Raw genomic sequence first — 23,406 nt, 5'->3', positions numbered from 1 at the left:
TTTTAAGTGGAGTGGCGCGATGAGGGCATCATTCTGGGAACAAGGCGGCATGGTGAAACCAGCGCTATTGTTGAGGTGATGACCCGTGCGCATGGCCGCCATATGGGGGTTGTGCGCGGCGGGCGCTCCAAGCGCATGCAGCCGATGCTGCAGGTGGGCAACCACGTCTCATTGCATTGGTGGGCGCGGCTTGACGAACATCTGGGTTCGTATCAGATCGAGCCGCTGAGCTTTTCTGCGGCGCGTCTGATTGATCTGCCGGTGGCACTGTTTGGTATTCAGCTCGCGGCAGCGCATTTACGTTTACTGCCCGAGCGTGACCCGCATGAAAGCCTTTATGAAGCGCTGGCATTGGTGCTTGAGCATTGCGATGCACCGGTAACTGCTGGTGAGTTATTATTGCGCTTTGAACTGATGTTGCTGGAGGAGCTGGGCTTTGGCCTTGATCTTAAATCCTGTGCGGCAACTGGTGGCACGCAAGATCTTATTTATGTTTCACCCAAAAGCGGCCGCGCTGTCTCGCGTGATGCCGGCGCACCATGGGCAGAGAAATTACTCTTAATGCCTGAATTTGTGCATAACAGCCGTCTCAGAGCCGATAATGTCGCCGATATTTGTACTGCCTTCCGTCTGACAGGGTTTTTCTTTACACGCCATGTCTGGGAACCACGCGGGCAGGAGCAGCCGGAGGCTCGCTCCGGCTTTATTTCTGCATTGACCCGCGCCCGTTCTTAAACTGCTGAAAGTGCAGGCCGCACAACAGCTGTTTCACGGATCGGCAGATGGATGAGGGCTGCAAATAACCCGAGAATAATGCTCAGCCACCACACAATGTCATAGCTGTTATAGAGCTGGTACAAAACACCACCGAGCCAGACGCCGAGAAATGAGCCGATCTGGTGCGAAAAAAACACCATGCCGCCCAGCAATCCCAAATGGCGTGTGCCAAACATTGTGGCAACAAGGCTGTTTGTCGGCGGTACTGTGGAGAGCCATAACAGCCCCATGAATGCCGAAAAGATCAGCACGGATGCACCTGATTGCGGCAGCAGGATAAAGCCTGTGACCAGAATTGAGCGCAACAGATAAATCAGCGACAGCATTTTAGGTTTGGAATAGGTCTGGCCGAGAATGCCGGCACCGAGCGAACCGATAATGTTGAAGAAGCCGATTAGTGCCAGCCCCCACACAGCATAGTGTTTATCAATGCCGATATCGGAAATATAGGCCGGAAAATGTGTGGTGATAAATGCGACCTGAAACCCGCAAACAAAAAAGCCGGATGTGAGATAAAGATAGCTTTTATGGCTCAGCGCTTCTTTTAAGGCTTCACCAACCGTTTGTTTTGCACTTGTATCAGGCATCCGTGCATTGGCAGCATTGCCACGCAAAGGGATCGCCAGCAATGGCACCAGCAACATTGCAAAACCAAGCCAGATCAGGGCTTCAGACCAGCCGAAACGTTCAATCAGGCCGAGCGATATCGGAGCGAAGGCGAACATACCGGCAGAACCTGCAGCTGTACCAAGGCCAAAAACCAGACTGCGCTGTTGCGGGCTGACATTGCGCGCAAAGGCTGAAAGAATAATACCGTAAGAACCGGCAGCAATGCCCAAGCCCACCAGCACACCACCACCGATATGCAGTGCAATGGGTGCATCGGCATTGGCCATTAGCATCAGGCCGGAAGCGTAGAGCAATCCCGACATCAGCAAAACGCGCCATGCGCCATATTTATCGGCGATCATGCCAAAGAATGGCTGACCAACACCCCAGAACAGGTTTTGCAGAGCCATAGCCAGGCCGAAAGTGCTGCGATCCCAGCCTTTGTCACCAATAATCGGCAACTGAAAAAAGCCCATGGCCGAACGCGGGCCAAAGGTCATGAATGCGATCAGACAACCAGAGATAATGATAAGCCACGGAATGCTTGATCTTGGCTGCGATAATGATGACGGAATGGACATGCTGTTGTGTTCTTTCAGCAAAATTTTACAACAAAGATTATGTAATAGCCATTACATTATAATTCTCAATCTTGAAAGAGGCAGTAAGCTCTTCAAGCTGAGTACAGCCTCTTCGACTGGTTTCGAAGCTAGAGCGGGTAAGGTTCAGGTTAGATCGCAGCGCTCACTCTCGATTTTAGAGTTTTCGCATTGTCATACCTTTCAAGTTGATTCAACTTGAGAGTGAAATGCTCTAGGCTTACATCATGGCTGAAAATATTTTCTTGTCACATTGTTGTAAAAAGCATAAAGATTCGTGTCACGGCTTGGCCGCTTTTCTTTTATCGCAATATATGCTCGAAATGAGTATAATTGCTAACTCTGAAAAACGGCTTGGAAAAATGGAGAGGGCAGCACAGCTGCCTGATGAGGCAGGCTATGACAACTGGCACTACACAGACTTTAACCGCAGGCAAAAACCGCACCGCAGCAGAGCGCTTTGGTGTGCTGGAAATGCCATCGCTTGAATATACACCTGAAGTGGCAGCGGAAACCGAAGAGCTGTATCAGCGTGTTGCCCATCATATTCCGCGCATAGAATGGCCGGTTTATGCGCCCTATGTGGCTGCAATCAACCGGATTAAGAAGCAGCGCAATGCGGTGATTCTCGCTCATAATTACCAGACACCTGAAATTTTTCATTGTGTGGCAGATATTGTCGGCGACAGCCTGCAACTGGCTCGTGAGGCCGAGCGTGTAGATGCCGATATTATTGTGCAATGCGGCGTGCATTTCATGGCTGAAACTTCAAAGCTGCTGAGCCCTGATAAAACCGTGCTGATCCCTGATCTGCGTGCGGGCTGCTCGCTGGCAGAATCGATCACCGGTGCCGATGTGCGTCTGCTGCGCGAGACCTATCCCGGCGTGCCGATTGTAACTTATGTGAATACCTCGGCTGATGTGAAAGCCGAGAGCGATATTTGCTGCACCTCCGCCAATGCGGTGCAGGTGGTTGAGAGCTTTGGTGTTGATCGTGTTTTGTGTATTCCGGATGAGTTTCTGGCGCAGAATGTGGCGGCGCAAACCTCGGTAACTGTGCTGACATGGAAAGGCCGCTGCGAGGTGCATGAGCGCTTCAGCGCTGATGAGTTGCTGGCCTACAGAGCTGCCGATCCTTCGATCAAGATTATTGCCCATCCTGAATGCCCGCCGGAAGTGGTGGCGGTAGCGGATTATGCCGGTTCTACCAAAGGCATGATCGATTATGTCAAAGATAACCGCCCGCCAAAGGTTATGCTGGTTACTGAATGTTCTATGGCATCCAATATTGCTGCAGAAGTGCCGGATGTAGAATTCGTCAAGCCGTGCAACCTTTGCCCGCATATGAAGCGGATCACACTGCCGAAAATTCTTGATACGCTGTTGAATATGAGTGGTGAAATCTTTGTTGACCAGACAGTGGCTGCCAAAGCGCGGCAGGCTGTGGAACGCATGATCAATCTGAAAAACTGACAGCCATCAGCAAATCGCCATCACTGGCTGCTGTGGAAACAATGGTATCGCTATGAATACAGACCATAATCAGATTGTTATTATCGGCGGCGGTTTGGCAGGGCTGTTTTGTGCCCTGCAACTTAGCCCGCTGCCGGTAACAGTGATCGCTGCGGCACCAATCGGGCAGGGTGCATCATCGGCATGGGCGCAGGCCGGTATTGCGGCTGCTGTATCCTCTGATGATACAGTTGAGAGCCATGTGGCCGATACGCTTGCCGCCGGTGATGGGATTGTGGATGAGGATATCATCCGCATGATGGCGGCTGCAGCATCTGATCGTGTGCATGATCTTCTGGCACTTGGCGTGCCGTTTGACCGTGATCTGGAGGGGCATTTGCAAGTCTCGCGCGAGGCCGCCCATTCCCATAGCCGGATTGTGCGTGTGCGGGGCGATATGGCGGGCCGCGCTATTATGCAGGCACTGGTTGCTAAGGTTCGTCAAACCCCCTCTGTCAGCATTGTTGAAAATGCGACTGCCTATCAGTTGCTGTTAAAAGACAACCATATCAATGGATTGGCTATGCGCCGTGTTGATGGTTCTGATCAGGTTTTGCCGGCACGTCAGGTGGTGATTGCTACCGGCGGTATCGGCCATCTTTATAAGGTGACAACCAACCCCGCAGAGGCCTGCGGTTCTGGTATCGGCATGGCCGCACAAGCCGGTGCGGTGCTGGCCGATATGGAGTTTGTGCAATTTCATCCCACTGCGCTTGATGTTCAATCTGATCCCGCACCTTTGGCAACCGAGGCATTGCGAGGTCATGGTGCGCATCTGGTGAACAGGCTGGGCGAGCGGTTTATGCTGCGTCATGATCCGGCTGGCGAAATGGCACCGCGTGATGTGGTCGCGCGTGGCATTTATGAAGAGGTGATGAGCGGGCGTGGTGCATGGCTGGATTGTACTACGGCCATCGGTGAAAGTTTTGCGGAAGAGTTTCCGACTGTTTATGCTTATTGTCAGGCGGTCGGTATTGATCCGGCGCGCGAGCTTATTCCGGTTGTGCCTGCGGCGCATTATTTCATGGGCGGCATTCTGACCGATATCGATGGGCGCAGCACCGTGCAGGGGCTGTGGGCATGCGGTGAGGCTGCCTCAACCGGTGCGCATGGTGCCAACAGGCTGGCTTCGAACTCCCTGCTTGAGGCTGTGGTTTTTGCCGCGCGCGTGGCCGATGCCATAAAAAAACGACCGCAAAACACTGAATCCGATCAGACGATTGTGGAGGTTTTGCCGTCCTCGTCTAAAAGCAATAATCAGGCAGCCATGCAAAAATTACGGGCACTGATGAGCAGCAATTTTGGCGTTGTTCGCCAGCAAGAGAGCATGCTGCATGGTTTGCAGCAAATCCGGCACTTAATTGGTGATAATCGTGATCCGGTCTTTGCGAACAGCCTGATCACGGCTGAGGTGCTCGCCGTGGCAGCGCTCTCGCGTAAAGAAAGCCGCGGCGGTCATTATCGCAGTGATTATCCTGACAGTTCAACCATCTGGCAGCATCGCTCGATGCTCACACTCGAAGATGCACAGCATACATATCAATATTTAGCGGAACCAGCCTGATGAAAACCTCTTATCCACCTGTCCTGCCACGCCCGCTTGTTGAACATGCTGTGCGCAATGCCTTGCTCGAAGATCTTGGTCGTGCCGGTGATATTACCAGCCATGCCACGATTGCGCCCGAGGCGCAGGCACTTGCGGTTCTTACCAGCCGCGAGGATGGTGTGATCTGCGGTGTGGATTTTATCCGCGCTGCCTTTCAGCAAATCGATGCGGCTCTGGAGGTTGAAATTGCGGTTGCGGATGGTGCGCATATTACAGCAGGGCAGGAGATTGCACGTATCGGCGGTAATGCCCGCGCTATTCTTTCGGCGGAACGGGTGGCACTTAATTTCCTGATGGTGCTGTCAGGCATTGCTTCTTATACAGCGCGCTTCGCGGAGAAAATCGCACATACCAATGCCAAAATCTGCGATACCCGCAAGACTATGCCGGGCATGCGGGCTTTTGCCAAATATGCGGTGCGCTGCGGTGGCGGTGCCAATCACCGTTTCGGGCTTGATGATGCGGTGTTGATTAAAGACAACCATATCGCCGTTGCCGGTGGTGTAAAACAAGCCATTGAAGCCGCACGCAACTTTGTTGGGCATCTGGTTAAAATTGAAGTTGAGGTCGATACGCTGGAGCAGATGAAAGACGCGCTGGACGTACAGGCCGATGTGATTCTTCTTGATAATATGCCGCCCGAAACCCTTGTAAAAGCTGTCGAAATTAATGCAGGACGTGCAAAACTAGAGGCATCGGGTAATATTAATTTTGATACCGTTGAGGCTGTCTCTGAAAGTGGTATTGATTATATTTCCACCTCGAAAATTACCATGTCTGCACCAACCTTGGATGTCGGTCTGGATATTGTTGTGCGGTAATTATAGCGCTTAATTCAAGGTAACTCTCAGCCCCGGTGCGGGGCGCTCTTCCAGCACAGCACGGCGGAAACGGTACAAAGCTGCCGGTCTTCCGCGCTGCTGGCTCAGGCTGGCACCGGTTGGCTCTACCAGCTCGGCATTTTCCACCAGCCGCCGGAAATTCTGCTTGTGCAGATGACGCCCTGAAATTGCCTCAACAGTTTCCTGCAAAGCGGTCAGGGTAAAATTATCCGGCATGATTTCAAAAATCACCGGACGATATTTAAGCTTGGCGCGTAGCCGTGCAATCGCTGTAGCCAGAATGCGGCGATGGTCAAACACCATGGCCTGTCCGGTATGGCGATGCAGTTCTTCCAATTGCGGGGCAGGCGCCAGGTTGGCGTCTATCACCGCCTCACGCACAAGACCTGCCTCATAGAGCAATTCATAACGCTCAAGCGCGCGCTCTTCATCCCAATCAATACCATCTGTGCCAAAGGCCAGCCGCAGACGGGTCAGGCGTGGCAGTAAATGCAAATCATAAGCGGGATGGCTGCGTTTGTCGCTCTGCGCCCATTCACGCAAAGCCGGCACTATCAGCCTGTCGATGAGCGGCGGTTTGCCGTTGCGCCAATCTTCCCATGGTAAAAACTCATACCAGTTCTGCCAATCATTTTTGGTGCGGTCGCAGCTCAGCCGCGTTAGTGCCAGATAGCCGACCGAGATCACATGATTATCTTCTGATGGCGTAACAGACTTGGCGCGGCCGCGATCACCGAATGTATATAGCTGCTCAACATAGCCAAGCCGCAAGGCAGTTTGCGCTTCAACCCACAGCCGCAGGCCGGCTTCCAATGTGCGGTGTTTGAGCGGATCAAACCGGCCATAAGGCAAAGACAGCGTCGATACGGAACCAGCGGATTGCTCGGTTGAGGAGAAGCGCTCCTGTTCGCCTGCGCACAGAATAACCGGCTGGTTATTGCAGATGGTAACAATGGCTGCACTCAGGCCGACTTCAACAGTCGCAGAAGGACTAGGCAGGGTTTCAGTCATCTCTCCAGCCTGTTTTCCAGTCTGTTCTTCATCCATGGATTTTCACCTCAAGCGCATCAAAGCGGGCGATAAAAGCCTGTTGAATATCTGCTGTCGGTTGCGGAGTAAGGTCGAAATATCCGGCATGAAACCCACGCGGTCGTCCGAATATCTCGGCCGCCTCAGCATCGCTGAAACCGGCAAGTTCGGTGGCTTCAAAATAAGCCGAGATAATATCAGCCTTTTTGATCGCTTTTTTTAAAGCCGCTGACGGTGCGGCAGGCAAGGCAAAACGCAGATGAATAGCTGCTTCGAGCCGCGCTTCAATTTGTTTATACGCACCGCCCATCACCGCTTTGAACGGCGAGATCATATCGCCGATCACATATTCAGGCGCATCATGCAGCAAGGCCAGCAATTGGTGTTGGGCAGTGGCTTGCGGATTTTGCTCGCGGAATATTTGCTCCACCAGCAGTGAATGCTGGGCAACAGAATAGGCATACTCACCATGGGTCTGACCGTTCCAGCGTGCCACACGGGCCAGACCATGTGCAATATCACTAATTTCAATATCCAGCGGTGAGGGATCAAGCAAATCCAGCCTGCGTCCTGATAGCATACGCTGCCAGGCTCTCGCTGGTTTTGCTGTTCCATTGCCGCCGGATTGAGCCATTATTCACCCGCCGTTTCAGGAAATGTAAATTTGGCATAGGCAGGAATGCTCAATGTCACTTCAACCTCGCCAGCCATCAGTGCCAGACCTTTGTCCGTCGCATCTTTCACACGGTCAATGCGTACCAGTGCCAGCCCGTTTTGACCGGCAACACTGCGCAGCGTGCCGACATCCTTGCCGCCTGCGCTTATTGCGGTGTCGCTGGCGGGGAGCGGGGTTTGCGCGGTAACTTGCAAAATACGCCGCCGTGCTGTGCCGCGATGCTGCATGCGCGACACCACTTCCTGCCCGATATAACAGCCTTTTTTGAACGAGACGCCGCTGAGCTGGTCGAAATTAATATCATGCGGAAATACATCATTCATGATGTAATCCGCGCCGCCCTCGCTAACACCATAGCGGATGCGCAAAGCCGTCCACGCCAGACGTTCTTCGGCAGTTGCAGGCGCACTATCTACGGCTTGTCCATAAGAGCGATACACACCGGCTTCTTCCGGAAAGCGCTCATCCAGAAAAATGTGTTCATTAGCAGATGCGATTGAATCACATTTCCAGCCGACACGGATAACAGATTCATTTAATACGATAATTTCTGCTTTGGCACGCAGGCGGTAAAGCACTAAACGTTTGGCGAATGCTTCCGCTAACTCTTGAGCGATATCAAGCCTGAAGCCGTTTTCAATCCGTGAGATCAGAAAATCATAGAGAATTTTACCTTGCGGGCTCAAAAGTGCGGATACCCGTACAACACCGCTCTCAAGGCTCAGGAGATCAGCAGTTAAAATGGATTGGAGAAAGCTTTCCGCATCAATTCCGCTTACCAGAATTTGCGTGCGGTCATCTAGATTTCCGGTCAATCCGGTGAACAGAGTTAAAGGTTCTGTCGTTGTCATATCAACTTCCCGGTTTTTAAGGATCAGTGGCATGTAATGTTCTTGCCATGCGTGGTTATGATTTGTTAAGCCGCTTTGACAGTGATCGCAAGACTGAAGCCGCGAGTTATCGCAAGACAGGAGAAACCGAATGACCACAACATTCGATACGATTTTCAAGGGCGCAACGGTTGTCAATCATGATGGCAGTGCCATTCGTGATATCGGCATTAAAAACGGGCGCATAACTGCTATCGGTTCCTTGTCTGAAAACGCCGCCGGCGAAGTCATTAATTGCACAGGCTTGCACATTCTGCCAGGCGTTGTCGACAGTCAGGTGCATTTCCGCGAGCCGGGTCTGGAGCATAAAGAGGACCTTGAAACCGGTTCTCTGGCTGCCGTTCTTGGTGGTGTGACCTCGGTTTTCGAAATGCCGAATACCAAGCCATTGACCACATCGGCAGAGGCGCTGGCTGATAAAGTAAGCCGTGCCAAACATCGTATGCATTGCGATTTTGCATTCTGGGTTGGCGGTACGCGTGATAATGCCAGGGATGTCGGTGAGTTGGAACGCTTGCCCGGTGCAGCCGGCATTAAAGTTTTCATGGGCTCTTCAACTGGCGATCTGCTGGTGGAGGATGATGAGGGTGTTGCATCGATTTTGCGCAATACCCGCCGCCGCGCCGCATTCCACTCGGAAGACGAGTTCCGCCTGCGCGAGCGTGAAAATTTGCGTGTGGAGAATGACCCGTCGAGCCATCCTGTCTGGCGCGATGAGATTGCAGCCCTGACCTGCACACAGCGTCTGGTACGTATCGCACGTGAGACCGGCGCACGTATTCATGTGCTGCATATTTCAACTGCGGAAGAAATTGAATTTCTGAAAAATTATAAGGATGTAGCGACCTGTGAAGCTACGCCGCATCATCTGACTTTGTGCTCGCAAGACTATAAAACACTTGGCACGCTGATCCAGATGAACCCGCCGGTGCGTGATGCACGTCATCGTGACGGCATCTGGCACGGTATCGGGCAGGGCGTTGTTGATGTGCTTGGTTCAGACCATGCACCGCATACTATGCAGGAAAAGCAGAAAGCCTATCCGGCATCGCCATCAGGTATGACTGGTGTGCAGACATTGGTGCCGATTATGCTGGACCATGTGAATGCGGGCAGATTGTCGCTTGAGCGCTTTGTTGATCTGTCATCACTCGGTCCGAACCGTATTTTCGGTATGTCGCGCAAAGGTCGTATCGCGGTTGGCTATGATGCCGATCTGACAGTGGTGGATATGAAGCGCAGCGTTGTGGTTACCAATGAACAGGCCGGTTCAAAGGCTGGCTGGACACCTTATCATGGCAAGACCGTTACCGGCTGGCCGGTTGGAACGATTGTGCGTGGCCACAAAGTGATGTGGGAAGGCGAGATTGTTAATCCGTCGCTTGGCGAACCGGTGGAGTTTACCGAGGCTTTGCCGAGAAGGTGAATAAAGCTGGCTTTGCCGAGAGGGTAGACAAAGCTGGCTTTGCCGAGAAGGTAATACCCCGAGGCTTTGCCGAGAATATAAACAAAACTGGCTTTGCCGAGAAGGTAAATAAAACTGGCTTTGCCCAGAGAACAAAAAAGCCGCCTTTTCGGGCGGCTTTTTTATGTAATCAGCGCGGGTGTTTAATCACCGGCAACAAAGAATTTCCATGAACCGTCCGGCGTAATACCGAGACGATAGAAAATATAAGCGCCTACGCCCTTCATTTCTTCAAAATCACCGGCAGTAACTATCTGGTAAAGCTCAACCATCTGCCGGTCATCCAGCTTATCCAGCGGATAAGCGAAGAAATACGGCCAAACATAAACTTCATTCGGTGTTCCGGCATCCATATGCACATAGCCGGATTCCAGCAGGTCTACCAGAATAGCCAGCAATTCCTGCCCGTTGCTGTCACCTGAAAGGCTTTTGAGATAGTCAAGCGGTGTGCCGTCATATTCACCGAGTGAAAGCAGAGGGCTGGTTTCGCCACCATCACCAAGTAATGGTTTCAATCCGTCAATTTTACCGGCTTTGGCAATATCCAGAATTTTATTGCGGGTATCCTGCACGCTCTGCGGTAGTTTGGAATAATCATAGGAAACATCAGGCACTTTACCATCACTTGAAACCTGAGGGCGCGTAATATCGCGCTCGGCATCGCCATTTTCAGGTGTTGCAGTGGTTTCAGGCGCTGCGGCCTGCGGAACCTGACGTAAAGCGCCGGGCAGCGGAACCTGTGCCGGATTGACATCTTCGTCGCCGCTCGCAACTTCGCTCAAAGCTAAAATCTGGTTGGTGTTTTTAAACATCTCAGCCTGCGCTGGCAGCGACAGAGCGGCAATCATAACAACACTGGCCAAACCGGAAAGGAAAACGGATTTCAAAACAAGCCCTGAAGTCTGGTTGCTCAACCGGCGGCAAATAGAAGGTGACATCGTAAACTCCGGAACCAAAATATAAATTTGCAAAAAATCAGCGCGGTTTCGACTTTTCCTGAAACTGCTGCTGATTTTTTTATTCATGCATAGGGTATCAGGTTAACAGAGAGATAGCACAAATCCGCCGGCAGGGCTTGCTGTATTATAGTATAATTATTGCAAGATGCGGTTGTGCAGAAACTCGCCGGCAATGATCTGCTCACGCAGCTTATCCAGCAGGCCGAGCGCTATATCTTCACCGGAGTTACGCAGCAGCTCTGTGAGCGCATTGGCGAAAGCGGCTTCAGCCAGAATTTCAGGTTCAATGCCTTCGGAAATGCCGTCTGCCCATGCTTCGTGCTGATATTCGATTGCCGCCTGTTTTTTCTCATGGGCAATAAGTTCATCGAGATCTGTCGGAGCATGATTCATAAAAATATCACCTTGGCTATATGCCGTTGAATACTGCATCGCAGAAGACGGACAGGGCACGCAATGAAGGTGTTGTCTTGGAGCCATTCAGGGCAGAAACGGTTAACTAAACTCTGTTTCTTACACCATCAGGCGAAGCATCACCATCAATAATTTAATCACTTGTTAACACATTGCGACTGTTTGTGAATGCCTGATAGCGGCTTTATTGTAATGAATGAAAAATTGGTTAATTGCCATAATGGGCAATCAGACCCGCTGTTAGTTTTTCACCCTGTAGTTTAAACCGGTCAATGGCTTTCAGTGCTTGTACAGTGCATTGGCTATAACTATCCGCATAGCTGCGATAGCTGGTATTAAAACGCGCAATCAGATTTTTGCGCCGCGTCGTATCTGCTTTTTCAGCGACCAGCATTGCATTCATCTGATCGCGCCATTGCGCATTTTTTTTATCGCAGAGATTGGTCAGATAGTGCAAAGAGCCGAGGGTCTCTGCCAGCTGGATCATCTGGTTTTCATAAGGAGGGCCGCTGACTTGCTGTGCCGCAGCGGCAGAACCGGTTATGACAAAGCCGCAAAACAGCAGATTACAGGTAAAACGCAGTTTCATAGTCAGGCTCCGAACTGAGTTACAGATGAGCCGAAAACAGGGCAGTTTCAAGGCAGCTTTAAATTTCTTCCAGCATAATGCGGCGCGCAAAGGCTAATGTACTGGCAGTGACGACATGATTTAACATGTCTTCAATTGTCAGCCAGTGCAGGGAAACGGCATCATCACCTGCCTGCGCTATACCACTAATATCATAAGCGCGGTAAATACTCAGATTATAGACCCTGCCATAAAGCCCCTCTTTGGACAGATCAATGGTTTCAACCAGTTTGAGGCCGGAGCAGCGCAAATTGGTTTCTTCCAGTAATTCGCGATGAGCAGCCTGCTCGGCAGTTTCACCGGCTTCCACACCGCCGCCGGGAAAAGCGAGTGAGCCTTTCAGTGGTTCTTTGCCGCGTTTTACCAGTAAAAAACGGTTCTCGTCACGGCAGATCATCGATACGCCATGGGCAGTGATGGGGAGCGGGGAAAAGGTCTGTGTCATACAGCGATAGGTAAAAACCTGCCCGCTCTTTTGCAAGCTTTGTTTGTTGAATATTGGATTTTGGACGCGATCCGGCTGTGATCCAACTTGACCTTTAGCGTAAAAGTCGTGAAACAGAAGCATGTGCGGACGTTTTGGATTACTGGTCAAAAGAGATGATGTGGAGGCGCAGTTCGGCGTGATTGTCGATGCGGATTTTCCGCCGCGCTATAATATCTCGCCTACACAGCCGATCATGATTGTACTGGCGGGAGAAACACCGGAGCAAGGCAGCAACCGGCCGGACCGTATTGCCATGCTGGTGCGTTGGGGTTTTATCCCCTCATGGACAAAAGATCCGCTGAATTTTCCGCTGATGATCAATGCACGTTCTGAAACGGCCCATGAAAAGCCGTCATTTCGCACTGCTATGGAGCATCGCCGCGCTTTGTTGCCTGTCTCCGGCTTTTATGAATGGCGCAAACTAGGCGATGGCAGAAAACAGGCTTACTGGATCAGGCCGCGTGATGGCAGCATGATTGCCTTTGGCGCCCTGATGGAATCATGGGTGAGTGGTGATGGTTCACAAATTGATACGGCAGCTATTTTAACCACCGCATCCAACGGCGCTTTATCGCATATTCATGAGCGGCTGCCGCTGGTGATCAGGCAGGAAGATTATCAGGAATGGCTCGATTGCAAGCGCAACCGTGCCAAAGACGTGCGGCATCTGCTTAAGCCTGTGCAGGACGACTTTTTTGAAGCTGTGCCTGTCTCTGACAAGATCAATAATGCGCGTTATTTCGGTACCGATGTTCTGCAACCGGTGGAAGAACAGCTTGCAGAGCAAAATACTTTGCGCAAAAAACCGCGTAAACTTCAAAATAAAGACGATAAGAAAAAACCTGATGACAATAATGATCAGTTGACTATGTTCTGAGTGTTGCCGCGGGAGGTAACATAGTCTGGCAGACTATTGAAATCATAACAAAAACAGGTTTATCGTGGGAACAGCAGCACTGTCGGGCTTTTTGCTCGGACTATCACTGATCGTGGCTATCGGCGCGCAAAATGCCTATATTTTAAGACAAGGACTGCTGCGTCAGCATGTTTTTATTCTTTGCCTGATCTGCGCGGCATCAGATGCGATTTTGATCCTTGCCGGTGTGGCCGGACTTGGAACTTTGATTGCACAATCACCGGTTTTGATCACTGTTGTCACCATTGGGGGCGCAGTATTTTTACTGTGGTACGGCTTTTCAGCGTTTCGCCGTGCCATGCACCCTGACGGCATGCAAATTGCCAATACCGGCACGGTCAGTCTTAAAGCTGCAATAGGCACCTGTCTGGCGCTGACATTTCTCAATCCCCATGTCTATCTCGATACGGTGGTGCTGGTTGGCAGCCTGTCTGCGCGATTTGAAGATGCGCAGCGCATGGCCTATGCTGCAGGTGCGGTTGCAGCATCCTTTATCTGGTTTTTCGCACTTGGTTATGGCGCAAGATTGCTACAGCCGTTTTTTGCCAAACCATCGGCATGGCGTATTCTCGATTGTTTGATCGGTATTATTATGTGGGCAATTGCACTGAGTTTGCTTGGCCGGTTGTTCTGGGCATAAAGCCGTAAACTGATATTCTCTGTGAGATTTCTCGGTGTTTAATGAGGGCATGATGCGGGATTTGATAAAAATTTTGGCTGCTCTCTTGACGCAAAGACGGTTCACAGAGATAAGAGTGTTATGAAAACACCATTCGCAAACACCATTTGTATTATTGCGATTATTATTCGCTAGCGGTTCGCTGGCTCGGATGTTTTCGTCTTCCCTTTGATTTTGAAGCAGACAAATGCACCGGCCAGCAGGCTGCGCAACTGTTGTTTTGCGTTTTAAAAAGGGAAACCGGATGTCTGCGACCACCCCGATATCTGCACCATTGCGTTTATATAACACGCTGACCCGCGTTAAAGAGGACTTCGTTCCGGTTGATCGCGATCATGTGCGGATGTATGTCTGTGGGCCGACAGTTTATGACTTTGCCCATATTGGCAATGCCCGTCCGGTAATCATTTTTGATGTGTTGTTCCGTTTGCTGCGCCATACTTACGGCGAAGCTCAGGTGACTTATGCACGCAATCTCACGGATGTAGACGACAAGATTAATGCCCGCGCTGTACGTGATTATCCGGATTTGCCGCTCAATGAAGCGATCCGCAAGGTCACAGAAAGCACCAATGCGCAATTTCAGAGTGATGTCACTGCACTTGGCTGTCTTGAGCCCAGCACGCAACCGCGGGCAACCGAGCATCTTGATGAAATGCGGGCGCTGATTGAGCGCTTGATTGAGCGCGGCTTTGCCTATGTGGCTGATGATCATGTGTTGTTTTCAGTCAAAGCAATGTCAGGTCAGGGTGGCGCGCGCTATGGGGCATTGGCACGCCGCTCACTGGATGAAATGATCGCCGGTGCGCGTGTTGATGTGGCATCTTACAAGCGCGATGAAATGGATTTTGTGCTGTGGAAACCGTCTAAAACCGGCGAGCCCGGCTGGCCTTCACCGGCAGGTATCGCAACAGATGGTCGTCCGGGCTGGCATATTGAATGTTCAGCCATGTCGATGGCCAAATTGTTGGAGCCGTTTGGCGGCGGGCTCAAATGCGATGATCCGCTCAAAAATACGTTTGATATTCACGGTGGTGGTATTGATCTGGTGTTTCCGCATCATGAAAACGAAATTGCCCAATCCTGTTGCGCGTTCGGTACCGAGCGCATGGCCAATATCTGGATGCATAACGGTTTTCTGCAGGTTGAAGGGCAGAAAATGTCCAAATCTCTGGGCAATTTCATCACCATCAGCGATGTGTTGAAGTCAGCCTTGCCGCAACTGGAGGGGAGCGAGGCACCACAGGTTTTCCGTGAGCAATGGACCGGGATGGCTGCGCGGCTTTCAATGCTGCAAACCCATTACCGTGAGCCGATTAACTGGACTGTGCAGCGTCTGGTTGAATCCTCGGAAGAGCTGGCACGCTGGTATGAGATGATCAGCGCACAATCGGCGACCCCGCCAGCGACACCAGATGCAGAAAAAGCAGCAGTTTTTGTGGCGGCACTCAGCGACGATCTCAATACATGGATGGCAATTACCGAGCTGCGCAAAGCCTATAAGCAAGGCGATGTGGCGGAGCTGATTTCCGGTCTGTCATTGCTTGGTCTTTTTGATGCATTATTGCTGGCAGATGCCAGGACTTATCTTTTCTCAGCGGTGAGTGATGAAGACAGTGCTGCGGTTGAAATGCAGATCGCGGAACGTCTGGCATTCATCAATGCTAAAAACTGGGCTGAGGCGGATCGTATTCGTGACATGTTGCTGGAGCAAAACATTCAGCTCAAAGATGGCAAAGATCCGGTAACCGGAGAACGTGTGACAACATGGGAAGTGAAGCGATAAAGTCTGAAGCGGTTTTATACCTTGAGCTACATGTTTGAGTTAAAAGCATAAATACAGATATGGAGGAATAAGAAGAATGAAAAAAGAGCGTATCTATATCTATGATACTACATTGCGTGACGGCCAGCAGACGCCGGGCGTTGATTTTTCTGTTGCCGACAAAAAGGCCATTGCCGCTCTGCTCGATGATTTTGGCGTGGATTATGTTGAGGGCGGATATCCGGGTGCAAACCCGACCGACACAGCATTTTTTCAGCGCAAACATACATCGCGGGCAAAATTCGCAGCCTTTGGTATGACCAAGCGCCCGGGCGTTTCAACCTCCAATGATCCGGGCATGTCGGTTTTGCTGCAGGCCGCCAGCGATGTCATTACCTATGTTGCCAAGAGCTGGGATTATCACGTGCATCTCGCACTTGGATGCACATTGGAAGAAAATCTAGAATCCATCACCTCTTCTGTGACCGCTGCCCGCATGGCGGGTAAAGAATGTATGGTTGATTGCGAGCATTTTTTCGATGGCTTCAAAGCCAATCCTGAATTCGCGCTGGCTTGCGCCAAGGCTGCCTATAGTGCCGGTGCGCGCTGGGTTGTGCTGTGCGATACCAATGGCGGTACACAGCCGAACGAAGTCGCAGATATTATTGCTGCTGTTAAAGCAGTGGTGCCGGGAGAATGTCTTGGCGTTCATGCGCATAATGATACCGAGCAGGCGGTTGCGGTTTCGCTGGCGGCAATTGATGCCGGTGTGCGGCAGGTGCAGGGTACGCTCAATGGTATCGGCGAGCGTTGCGGTAATGCCAATCTGATTACGCTGATCCCGACATTGATGCTCAAACCCTATTGGAGTGAGCGCTTTGAGCTTGGTGTTACCGAAGAGGCGCTGGCGGGCATCACCAAATTATCGCGCATGTTTGATGATATTCTGAACCGTGCGCCCAATGAACAGGCAGCTTTTACCGGTAGTTCGGCATTTGCTACTAAAGCGGGTATTCATGCTTCAGCATTGCTGAAAGAGCCCAAAACCTATGAGCATGTGCCACCGGAAACTGTGGGCAATCACCGCCGTGTCATGGTGTCGGATCAGGGCGGAAAATCCAATTTTATCGCTGAGCTTAATAAGCGCGGCATTAAAGTTGCCAAAGATGACCGCCATCTTGATACATTAATTGCGCTGGTCAAAGACCGGGAAGCGCAGGGCTATGCCTATGAGAGTGCTGATGCGAGCTTTGAGCTGCTGGCGCGCCAGCAGCTTGGTACCGTGCCGCAGTTTTTCCGTGTGGAGGCGTTTCGCTGCATGGTTGAGCGCCGCTATGACAGCAATGGCTGCCTTAAAACCGTATCGGAAGCGATTGTAAAAATCATTATTGACGGTGAAGAGCATTTGTCGGTGGCTGAAGGGCATGGTCCGGTAAACGCGCTTGATCTTGCTTTGCGTAAAGACCTTGGCCGCTATCAGCAAGAACTGGCTGATCTTGAGCTGGTTGATTTTAAAGTGCGTATTCTCAATGGCGGTACCGGTGCGATCACCCGCGTGCTGATAGAGTCGCATGATGCGACGGGTCAGCGTTGGCGCACAGTCGGGGTTTCCGACAATATTATTGACGCATCTTTTCAGGCGCTTATGGATTCCGTGGTTTATAAACTGATGAAAAACCGCGAACTGGCAGGAAATATTTCTCAAGAATAATATTTGTTGTTTGCGTAGGCGATGAAACGGGAGTACCGCTTGTTACTGTGGAAGACTGTAATAAGACGGCTCCTGCTTAAACCGGCATGAGATCGCATATCTGTTTATTTATCGCATTGTCGCGGATATCAGCCTGAACAGGGGTGATAGTGAGATTCTCTGAGGAAATTGATCATGAATGACCGGTCTCAAAATGGAATGCCGGACGCAATGCGCGGGTTTGTTTTTGCGCTGCTAGCCTATTTGTGCTGGGGATTTTTTCCGTTTTATATGAAAGCCGTCGCCCATATTCCGGTTATGGAAGTGCTGGCACATCGCGTGATCTGGTCTTTGCCGCTGGCAGCGATCATTCTCGCATTTATGGGGCGCACCAAGGATATCGGAGCGGCGCTGCGCAATCCGCGCACATTGGCCATGGCCTGCCTGACCGCAACATTGATCACGATTAACTGGGGTGTTTATGTCTGGGCGATCTTTAATGATCACGCAGTTGATGCCGCACTTGGTTATTATATCACGCCATTAATCAATGTGGTGCTAGGGGCTGTGTTCTTGAAAGAGCGCCTGACCAAAGCCCAGTTGGTAGCTGTATTTTTTGCCACTGTTGCAGTGGTCATGCTGACAATTGCACAAGGCGGCTTGCCTTGGGTTTCAATCATCCTGCCGCTGTCCTTTGGTTTTTACGGCTTCTTCCGCAAATCACTGCCAATCGGCCCGTCGCAAGGGTTTATGCTGGAAGTGATGATCCTGTTTATTCCGGCGAGTGCTTATATTCTGTTTCTCTATAGTCAGGGGCAGGAGAATTTCATTGCCGGTAATGGTACGGATATCACCTTGCTGATGTTTGCCGGTGTGGTCACAGCTGTGCCGCTGATTATGTATGCCACCGGTGCCAAGCTGTTGCGCTACAGCACCTTGGGATTGATGCAATATATTACGCCGACAATGGTGTTCCTGATTGCGGTTTTTGCCTTCAAAGAGCCATTCAATATGATCCAGTTCTATGCGTTTATTCTGATCTGGACAGGATTGATTATCTATACATGGTCTACCCTGCGTGATGGGCGCGCCGAAACACGCATCACTTCAAAGACTTAAGACACGAAAAAGCCGCCCGATGAGGCGGCTTTTTACAATGTTTATGATGCTGTCAGGCATTTACATGCGGGCGATAATAGCTTCATTACCGGCAGCATCGCCATTGGCAGCGGCTTCAAAAATATACGGCACAATATCTTCAACGCGGTCGATCACTTTAGGCTGCACACGATGGCCGGTATGAATAAAGCCTTCGCTGCGCATATGATCAAGCATCGCAATCATTGGCTGCCAGAACTGGTTGATATTAGCGAATACCATTGGCTTTTTATGGTGACCGAGCTGCGCCCAAGTCATCATTTCCACGATTTCTTCAACCGAGCCGATGCCGCCGGGTAAAGTGACAAACGCATCGGAGCGTTCAAACATCAGCTGTTTACGCTGATGCATATTATCTGTGATGATTTGCTCATCAAGAAACGGGTTGGTTTTGCCGTCTGCTTCCTTATTCAGCAGGAAGGTCGGGATAATACCGGTCACTTTGCCACCGGCATTGGCCACACCCTCAGCAACCGCGCCCATAATTCCTTTGGTGCCGCCGCCATAAATCAGGCGAAGGTCATTTTCTGCAATGGAGCGGCCAAGAGCCAGTCCTGCTTCACGGTAAACCGGATTATTGCCGGTTGAAGAACCGCAATACACACAAATCGATCGAATCTTGCTCATAGTATCTTTTTGCCGCGGGGGATGAGTGCCGTCAAGTTTACAGGCGGTTTGTGACACAAGAAAAACTGTACTGCAGACGCAGGTTGCCTTCGCAGCAAATATCAGGGTGGCGCTATGTAACTAAATGAAAATCAAAAGATTTATTATGAACCGTAAGGAGTGGCAGCATTATCACCGCATGATAGCGGGTGGCGACAATAGTTTATGAATGTGATATTCTTGCCGTAACAATAAAAACGCGCTAGTTCTGAGCCTATGTGCTGCTTATGCTGGTGGTTTATTAGCAGATACAACATGTTATAGGATTTTTAAAAATCGGCTTTATAAGGTTCACATCCGTTATGCAGAATAGTCGTTACGCGCTTCTCGGTTTTGTTGCCGTTGTTATTGCCGGTGGTCTTGCCGCTTATTTTGGTATGGCACCGCAAAAGCCGGAACAGCCTGTGCAAATATCTGCCGGCAATATGCAGTCTAAGCCGGATGAAACTGTTAAAACCGAACAACCGGCTGTTGCGCCGCAAGCCGTAACTGATGAAAAGCCTGCTGAAACATTAAAAACCTTGCCGGAAGTTGTTCTTGAGCAGGCGGTTACCGTTCCTGTGTTTGACGTCTTGCGCCTTGAAGGCGATGGTTCTCTGGTTGTTGCCGGTAAAGCCGCACCCAATGCAGTTGTGGATGTAATCTCTAGAACCCGTGTGCTTGGTTCGGCGAAGGCGGCTGAAAACGGCGATTTTGCTATAATTGTTGATGAAGCGTTGAAAACCGGTGATTACCAGCTGGTACTGCGCGCAACCGCTGAAGATAAATCGGTGGCAACATCACAGCAGACAGCTATTTTATCTGTGCCAGAAACACCGGATGGTCAGGTGCTGGCACTGGTTGAAGAGGCCGGAAAAGCCAGCCGTATGATTACGCAGCCACAACTCGCGCCAACTGCAGATGAAGAGATAACGGCACCGGAAGCAGTAGCGGGCTCTGCCCCTGCAGCCACCACCGCCACCACAGGCACATCAGTGCCAGTTGCACCATCTGGCAGTGAAGTGCCTGCTAAACTTGCATCTGAGGCTTCAACCACAATTGCGGTTGAAGCAGTGGAGATTGACGGTAATTCTGTTTTCGTTGCCGGACACGCTAAAGGCGGCCAGTCGGTTAATATTCTTGCTAATGAGAAGCTGCTCGGCACGGCTACAATCTCACCGGAAGGCCGTTATTTGTTGCAAACCCAGCAGCCGCTAGCCGTTGGTGATTATATTATCCGGGCAGATCTCATGGATGCGTCGGGTAAAATTCTGGCAACAGCGCGGGTGCCGTTCCGCCGCGAAGCGGGAGATAATGTTTCCGCAGTTGCTTCCCGTTTTGGGGAGGTGCCTGCGCAAAATACGGCTCAAAATACGGCACAGAATACGGGGCAAAATAGCCAGACTACTGAAAATGCGACGACCGGCCAGCCACTCGAAAAGGCTGAAGGCTCCGTGATTATTCGTAAGGGTGATAATCTCTGGACAATTTCCAAGCGGACTTATGGTAACGGCCTGCGCTATACAACAATCTATCTGGCAAATTCGGATCAGATTAAAAATCCTGATCTGATCTGGCCCGGTCAGGTGTTTGTGATGCCAAAAACTCCGCTCAGCGATGAAGATGTTAAGCAAAGACAACCTTAGTCTTTTCTGCTTCTGATTATTATGCTGTTAAATCCGCTTGATATAGCTTCCTCACAATATTGTGCAGGAAGTATATTAGGCTCATGCCTAAGAGCATGGTATTGAGTTGTCTATATGACTTATAATGCGGCTTAAAAAGCGCTCTAAAACCGAAAATGGCGACATAAGAACGCCTAGGGCAGTAAAATAAAGACTATGAAAAAACAAAAGACGGTCTCGGCAGACTCCGGCCAGACATTAAAAACCTTGGCAAAACTCTGGCCGTATATGTGGCCGAGCGAGCGCCACGATCTTAAAATGCGGGTTGTTTGGGCAACCTTCTATCTCGTCATCGCAAAATTTGTGCTCATGCTGGTTCCCTATTTTTTCAAATGGGCAACCAATGCGCTGGATGGCTCATTCGTACCGGAATCATGGGTGCCGCAGATTTTCGTCGGCACGCTGATGCTGGTGGTCGCCTATAATATGGCGCGGATTATACAGGGCGGGTTGAACCAGCTGCGTGATGCGCTGTTTGCCCGTGTTGGCCAATATGCTGTGCGCCAGCTGGCTTACCGCACCTTTGTGCATATGCATAAATTGTCACTGCGTTTTCATCTGGAGCGGCGCACGGGCGGTTTGTCCCGCGTTATTGAACGTGGTGTCAAAGGCATTGAAACCATTGTCCGCTTTACGATTTTGAGCTCGGTACCAACCTTGCTGGAATTCGCGCTGACTGCAGCGATTTTCGGTTTCGCTTATGGTATCAGCTATTTGCTGGTGGTTGCTGCCACTGTTTGTTTGTATATGTGGTTTACGGTCAAGGCCAGTGATTGGCGCATACATATCCGCCGCGAGATGAATGAATCTGACACCGATGCCAATACCAAAGCGATCGACTCGTTGCTGAATTTTGAAACAGTCAAATATTTTGGCAATGAAGCCATGGAAGCCGAGCGTTACGACCGCTCAATGGCGCGCTATGAAAAGGCCGCAACCCAGACATGGACATCGCTTGGCTGGCTGAACTTCGGCCAGACTGTGATTTTCGGCGTTGGCATGATGGTTCTTATGGTGATGTCGGCGCGCGAAGTGCAGGCCGGAACTCATACATTGGGCGATTTTGTTTTCATCAATGCGTTGTTGATGCAATTATCTTTGCCACTGAATATGATCGGCTTTATCTATCGTGAAATCCGTCAGGGTCTAACCGATATCGAGCAGATGTTTGATCTGCTTGAGGTTGAAGAAGAAGTGCGGGACAAGCCGGATTCTATGGCGCTTAATGTGGCGCAGGGTGCTATCCGCTTTGATAATGTCAGCTTCGCCTATGAACCGTCACGGCCGATTTTGCGCAATGTCAGCTTTGAGGTGCCATCGGGTAAAACCGTTGCGATAGTCGGGCCGTCAGGTGCCGGTAAATCGACGATTTCACGGTTGCTTTACCGCTTCTACGATGTACAGCAAGGCGCGGTTACCATTGACGGGCAGGACATCCGCGATGTTACGCAGGTAAGTCTGCGTCATGCGATCGGTATGGTGCCGCAGGATACTGTGCTGTTTAATGATACGATTGCCTATAATATCCGTTATGGCCGCCCCAGCGCTTCCGAGGAAGATGTGGAACAGGCAGCCAGCCTTGCGCAGATCGACCGGTTTATTAAATTACTGCCTGAGGGCTACCAGTCGATGGTTGGCGAGCGCGGGCTTAAGCTTTCCGGTGGTGAAAAACAGCGCGTCGCCATTGCCCGTACCATTCTTAAAGCACCGCCGATCCTGATCCTTGATGAGGCTACCTCGGCGCTGGATACAGCAACCGAGCAGGATATTCAGCAATCGCTGGATCTGGTGAGCCGTGGCCGTACAACGCTGGTGATTGCGCATCGTCTGTCAACCGTTATCAGCGCCGATGAAATTATTGTGCTGAAAGACGGGCAGATTGCCGAGCGTGGAACGCATCGTGATCTGCTGTCGCAAAGCGGACTCTATGCTTCAATGTGGGATCGCCAGCGTGAGGCTGATGAAGCGGAAGAGCGTTTGCGTCAGGTACGTGAAAATGATGATCTGGGTGTGGTTACCCGCGGTGCTCCGGCAGGCACATCTGCCGGCACACCGGCTAAGGTTTGAGCGAAAGCAGTTTCAGGAAAAGTGGGAGCCGGTTTTCCGTCCGAAACTGCGTTTAAACAAACAGATAGAACGGTTTTCCTGCTTCAAGGAAAAATAAAACCGCTCTAGAGCATTTCACTATCAAGTTGAATCAACTTGATAGTGAAATGCCAAAACTTTAAAATCTAGAGCGAGCGCTGCGATCCAACCTGAACGTTACCCGCTCTAGGCCGAAAGACTGATGTTTAGCTCTCAGAAGAATGACATCAGGTGCAGTATGCATTATGATACCCTGCACAACTCTGCGGGGTATCATATTATTGCGGCAG

General features: G+C 50.9%; 23 protein-coding genes. 14 read left to right on the top strand and 9 right to left on the bottom strand.

The features are described 5' to 3' along the window. Positions 1–6 precede the first annotated feature (6 nt). Complete coding sequence (gene recO / locus MP213Fo_RS03060) at positions 7–735, top strand: DNA repair protein RecO (protein WP_421090217.1); 729 nt, start codon at positions 7–9, stop codon at positions 733–735. On the opposite strand, the gene MP213Fo_RS03055 is transcribed toward recO, so the two are convergent. Continuing rightward, the gene (locus MP213Fo_RS03055) at positions 732–1,967 is read right to left on the bottom strand and encodes an MFS transporter (RefSeq protein ID WP_421090216.1); all 1,236 of its coding nucleotides are present in this window, start codon (positions 1,965–1,967) and stop codon (positions 732–734) included. The two genes, recO and MP213Fo_RS03055, sit on opposite strands and share 4 nt — an antisense overlap. A 245-nt stretch (positions 1,968–2,212) precedes the next feature. On the opposite strand from MP213Fo_RS03055, the gene MP213Fo_RS03050 reads away from it, so the two are divergent. Genes MP213Fo_RS03050 through nadC form a run of 4 tightly spaced genes read left to right on the top strand, consistent with a single transcriptional unit; the run spans position 2,213 to position 5,924 of the window. After that, positions 2,213–2,473 carry a hypothetical protein gene (locus MP213Fo_RS03050; RefSeq protein WP_421090215.1) on the top strand — a complete coding sequence of 87 codons (261 nt, stop codon included), beginning with the start codon at positions 2,213–2,215 and terminating at the stop codon, positions 2,471–2,473. Further along, complete coding sequence (nadA, locus tag MP213Fo_RS03045) at positions 2,385–3,458, top strand: quinolinate synthase NadA (RefSeq protein WP_421090214.1); 1,074 nt, start codon at positions 2,385–2,387, stop codon at positions 3,456–3,458. Before MP213Fo_RS03050 ends, nadA begins: the two co-directional genes overlap by 89 nt. A gap of 52 nt (positions 3,459–3,510) precedes the next feature. After that, positions 3,511–5,061, top strand: coding sequence for an L-aspartate oxidase (locus MP213Fo_RS03040; RefSeq protein ID WP_421090213.1), 1,551 nt, complete (start codon positions 3,511–3,513; stop codon positions 5,059–5,061). Beyond that, positions 5,061–5,924, top strand: coding sequence for a carboxylating nicotinate-nucleotide diphosphorylase (gene nadC / locus MP213Fo_RS03035; RefSeq protein WP_421090212.1), 864 nt, complete (start codon positions 5,061–5,063; stop codon positions 5,922–5,924). The genes MP213Fo_RS03040 and nadC overlap by 1 nt, the downstream gene beginning before the upstream one ends. Positions 5,925–5,933: 9 nt before the next feature. On the opposite strand, the gene MP213Fo_RS03030 is transcribed toward nadC, so the two are convergent. Genes MP213Fo_RS03030 through MP213Fo_RS03020 form a run of 3 tightly spaced genes read right to left on the bottom strand, consistent with a single transcriptional unit; the run spans position 5,934 to position 8,501 of the window. After that, on the bottom strand, positions 5,934–6,956 hold the full coding sequence (locus tag MP213Fo_RS03030; protein WP_421090986.1) for an NUDIX hydrolase: 1,023 nt from the start codon (positions 6,954–6,956) through the stop codon (positions 5,934–5,936). A gap of 28 nt (positions 6,957–6,984) precedes the next feature. After that, a complete protein-coding gene (locus MP213Fo_RS03025; protein ID WP_421090211.1) occupies positions 6,985–7,608 on the bottom strand; it encodes a YfbR-like 5'-deoxynucleotidase in 624 nt (207 codons plus the stop codon). Beyond that, the gene (locus tag MP213Fo_RS03020) at positions 7,608–8,501 is read right to left on the bottom strand and encodes a YgfZ/GcvT domain-containing protein (protein WP_421090210.1); all 894 of its coding nucleotides are present in this window, start codon (positions 8,499–8,501) and stop codon (positions 7,608–7,610) included. The genes MP213Fo_RS03025 and MP213Fo_RS03020 overlap by 1 nt, the downstream gene beginning before the upstream one ends. A gap of 130 nt (positions 8,502–8,631) precedes the next feature. On the opposite strand from MP213Fo_RS03020, the gene MP213Fo_RS03015 reads away from it, so the two are divergent. Then, a complete protein-coding gene (locus MP213Fo_RS03015; RefSeq protein ID WP_421090209.1) occupies positions 8,632–9,966 on the top strand; it encodes a dihydroorotase in 1,335 nt (444 codons plus the stop codon). Then, a complete protein-coding gene (locus tag MP213Fo_RS03010; RefSeq protein ID WP_421090208.1) occupies positions 9,963–10,178 on the top strand; it encodes a hypothetical protein in 216 nt (71 codons plus the stop codon). Before MP213Fo_RS03015 ends, MP213Fo_RS03010 begins: the two co-directional genes overlap by 4 nt. Here MP213Fo_RS03010 and MP213Fo_RS03005 read toward each other — a convergent pair. The 4 genes from MP213Fo_RS03005 to MP213Fo_RS02990 form a co-directional block, all read right to left on the bottom strand. After that, the gene (locus MP213Fo_RS03005; protein ID WP_421090207.1) at positions 10,149–10,943 is read right to left on the bottom strand and encodes a hypothetical protein; all 795 of its coding nucleotides are present in this window, start codon (positions 10,941–10,943) and stop codon (positions 10,149–10,151) included. The genes MP213Fo_RS03010 and MP213Fo_RS03005 overlap by 30 nt on opposite strands. 156 nt (positions 10,944–11,099) lie before the next feature. Further along, positions 11,100–11,357, bottom strand: coding sequence for a hypothetical protein (locus MP213Fo_RS03000; protein ID WP_421090206.1), 258 nt, complete (start codon positions 11,355–11,357; stop codon positions 11,100–11,102). Positions 11,358–11,586: 229 nt separating this feature from the next. Beyond that, the gene (locus MP213Fo_RS02995; RefSeq protein WP_421090205.1) at positions 11,587–11,967 is read right to left on the bottom strand and encodes a TIGR02301 family protein; all 381 of its coding nucleotides are present in this window, start codon (positions 11,965–11,967) and stop codon (positions 11,587–11,589) included. Between the two features lie 58 nt (positions 11,968–12,025). Beyond that, the gene (locus MP213Fo_RS02990) at positions 12,026–12,451 is read right to left on the bottom strand and encodes an NUDIX hydrolase (protein ID WP_421090204.1); all 426 of its coding nucleotides are present in this window, start codon (positions 12,449–12,451) and stop codon (positions 12,026–12,028) included. Between the two features lie 121 nt (positions 12,452–12,572). Here MP213Fo_RS02990 and MP213Fo_RS02985 point away from each other — a divergent pair, with 121 nt between their 5' ends. From MP213Fo_RS02985 to rarD, 5 genes are all read left to right on the top strand, one after another. Next, positions 12,573–13,370, top strand: a complete 798-nt coding sequence (locus MP213Fo_RS02985; protein ID WP_421090203.1) for an SOS response-associated peptidase — start codon at positions 12,573–12,575, stop codon at positions 13,368–13,370. Positions 13,371–13,434: 64 nt separating this feature from the next. Then, positions 13,435–14,049, top strand: coding sequence for a LysE/ArgO family amino acid transporter (locus MP213Fo_RS02980; RefSeq protein WP_421090202.1), 615 nt, complete (start codon positions 13,435–13,437; stop codon positions 14,047–14,049). Between the two features lie 283 nt (positions 14,050–14,332). After that, positions 14,333–15,874 (top strand): cysteine--tRNA ligase, encoded by a 1,542-nt coding sequence (cysS, locus tag MP213Fo_RS02975; RefSeq protein ID WP_421090201.1) that lies wholly within the window; start codon positions 14,333–14,335, stop codon positions 15,872–15,874. 76 nt (positions 15,875–15,950) lie between these two features. Next, a complete protein-coding gene (gene cimA, locus MP213Fo_RS02970; protein ID WP_421090200.1) occupies positions 15,951–17,564 on the top strand; it encodes a citramalate synthase in 1,614 nt (537 codons plus the stop codon). A 174-nt stretch (positions 17,565–17,738) separates the two neighbouring features. Next, positions 17,739–18,662, top strand: a complete 924-nt coding sequence (gene rarD / locus MP213Fo_RS02965) for an EamA family transporter RarD (RefSeq protein ID WP_421090199.1) — start codon at positions 17,739–17,741, stop codon at positions 18,660–18,662. A 60-nt stretch (positions 18,663–18,722) separates the two neighbouring features. Here the strand turns inward: rarD and MP213Fo_RS02960 are convergent, their stop codons facing one another. Further along, positions 18,723–19,328, bottom strand: a complete 606-nt coding sequence (locus MP213Fo_RS02960) for a TIGR00730 family Rossman fold protein (RefSeq protein WP_421090198.1) — start codon at positions 19,326–19,328, stop codon at positions 18,723–18,725. Between the two features lie 341 nt (positions 19,329–19,669). Here MP213Fo_RS02960 and MP213Fo_RS02955 point away from each other — a divergent pair, with 341 nt between their 5' ends. Then, the gene (locus MP213Fo_RS02955; RefSeq protein ID WP_421090197.1) at positions 19,670–20,992 is read left to right on the top strand and encodes an Ig-like domain-containing protein; all 1,323 of its coding nucleotides are present in this window, start codon (positions 19,670–19,672) and stop codon (positions 20,990–20,992) included. Positions 20,993–21,187: 195 nt separating this feature from the next. Continuing rightward, complete coding sequence (locus tag MP213Fo_RS02950) at positions 21,188–23,098, top strand: ABCB family ABC transporter ATP-binding protein/permease (RefSeq protein ID WP_421090196.1); 1,911 nt, start codon at positions 21,188–21,190, stop codon at positions 23,096–23,098. The last annotated feature ends 308 nt before the right edge of the window (positions 23,099–23,406 follow it).

This window comes from Pseudochrobactrum mosebachae, assembly GCF_048914685.1.
Lineage (GTDB): Bacteria > Pseudomonadota > Alphaproteobacteria > Rhizobiales > Rhizobiaceae > Pseudochrobactrum.
Note: the sequence above shows the minus strand (reverse complement) of the source record. Positions and strands in the feature narration are given on the sequence as shown.

What these genes read in the sequence shown, in the direction of transcription:
- MP213Fo_RS02995 (WP_421090205.1), bottom strand. Translation starts at nt 11,967, where the DNA reads ATGAAACTGCGTTTTACCTGTAATCTGCTGTTTTGCGGCTTTGTCATA.
- MP213Fo_RS02990 (WP_421090204.1), bottom strand. Translation starts at nt 12,451, where the DNA reads ATGACACAGACCTTTTCCCCGCTCCCCATCACTGCCCATGGCGTATCG.
- cimA (WP_421090200.1), top strand. Translation starts at nt 15,951, where the DNA reads ATGAAAAAAGAGCGTATCTATATCTATGATACTACATTGCGTGACGGC.
- MP213Fo_RS02985 (WP_421090203.1), top strand. Translation starts at nt 12,573, where the DNA reads ATGTGCGGACGTTTTGGATTACTGGTCAAAAGAGATGATGTGGAGGCG.
- MP213Fo_RS03020 (WP_421090210.1), bottom strand. Translation starts at nt 8,501, where the DNA reads ATGACAACGACAGAACCTTTAACTCTGTTCACCGGATTGACCGGAAAT.
- MP213Fo_RS03030 (WP_421090986.1), bottom strand. Translation starts at nt 6,956, where the DNA reads ATGACTGAAACCCTGCCTAGTCCTTCTGCGACTGTTGAAGTCGGCCTG.
- MP213Fo_RS03015 (WP_421090209.1), top strand. Translation starts at nt 8,632, where the DNA reads ATGACCACAACATTCGATACGATTTTCAAGGGCGCAACGGTTGTCAAT.
- MP213Fo_RS03025 (WP_421090211.1), bottom strand. Translation starts at nt 7,608, where the DNA reads ATGGCTCAATCCGGCGGCAATGGAACAGCAAAACCAGCGAGAGCCTGG.
- MP213Fo_RS03055 (WP_421090216.1), bottom strand. Translation starts at nt 1,967, where the DNA reads ATGTCCATTCCGTCATCATTATCGCAGCCAAGATCAAGCATTCCGTGG.
- rarD (WP_421090199.1), top strand. Translation starts at nt 17,739, where the DNA reads ATGAATGACCGGTCTCAAAATGGAATGCCGGACGCAATGCGCGGGTTT.
- MP213Fo_RS03000 (WP_421090206.1), bottom strand. Translation starts at nt 11,357, where the DNA reads ATGAATCATGCTCCGACAGATCTCGATGAACTTATTGCCCATGAGAAA.
- cysS (WP_421090201.1), top strand. Translation starts at nt 14,333, where the DNA reads ATGTCTGCGACCACCCCGATATCTGCACCATTGCGTTTATATAACACG.
- MP213Fo_RS02960 (WP_421090198.1), bottom strand. Translation starts at nt 19,328, where the DNA reads ATGAGCAAGATTCGATCGATTTGTGTGTATTGCGGTTCTTCAACCGGC.
- MP213Fo_RS02950 (WP_421090196.1), top strand. Translation starts at nt 21,188, where the DNA reads ATGAAAAAACAAAAGACGGTCTCGGCAGACTCCGGCCAGACATTAAAA.
- MP213Fo_RS02955 (WP_421090197.1), top strand. Translation starts at nt 19,670, where the DNA reads ATGCAGAATAGTCGTTACGCGCTTCTCGGTTTTGTTGCCGTTGTTATT.
- MP213Fo_RS03040 (WP_421090213.1), top strand. Translation starts at nt 3,511, where the DNA reads ATGAATACAGACCATAATCAGATTGTTATTATCGGCGGCGGTTTGGCA.
- nadA (WP_421090214.1), top strand. Translation starts at nt 2,385, where the DNA reads ATGACAACTGGCACTACACAGACTTTAACCGCAGGCAAAAACCGCACC.
- MP213Fo_RS03050 (WP_421090215.1), top strand. Translation starts at nt 2,213, where the DNA reads ATGGCTGAAAATATTTTCTTGTCACATTGTTGTAAAAAGCATAAAGAT.
- MP213Fo_RS03005 (WP_421090207.1), bottom strand. Translation starts at nt 10,943, where the DNA reads ATGTCACCTTCTATTTGCCGCCGGTTGAGCAACCAGACTTCAGGGCTT.
- nadC (WP_421090212.1), top strand. Translation starts at nt 5,061, where the DNA reads ATGAAAACCTCTTATCCACCTGTCCTGCCACGCCCGCTTGTTGAACAT.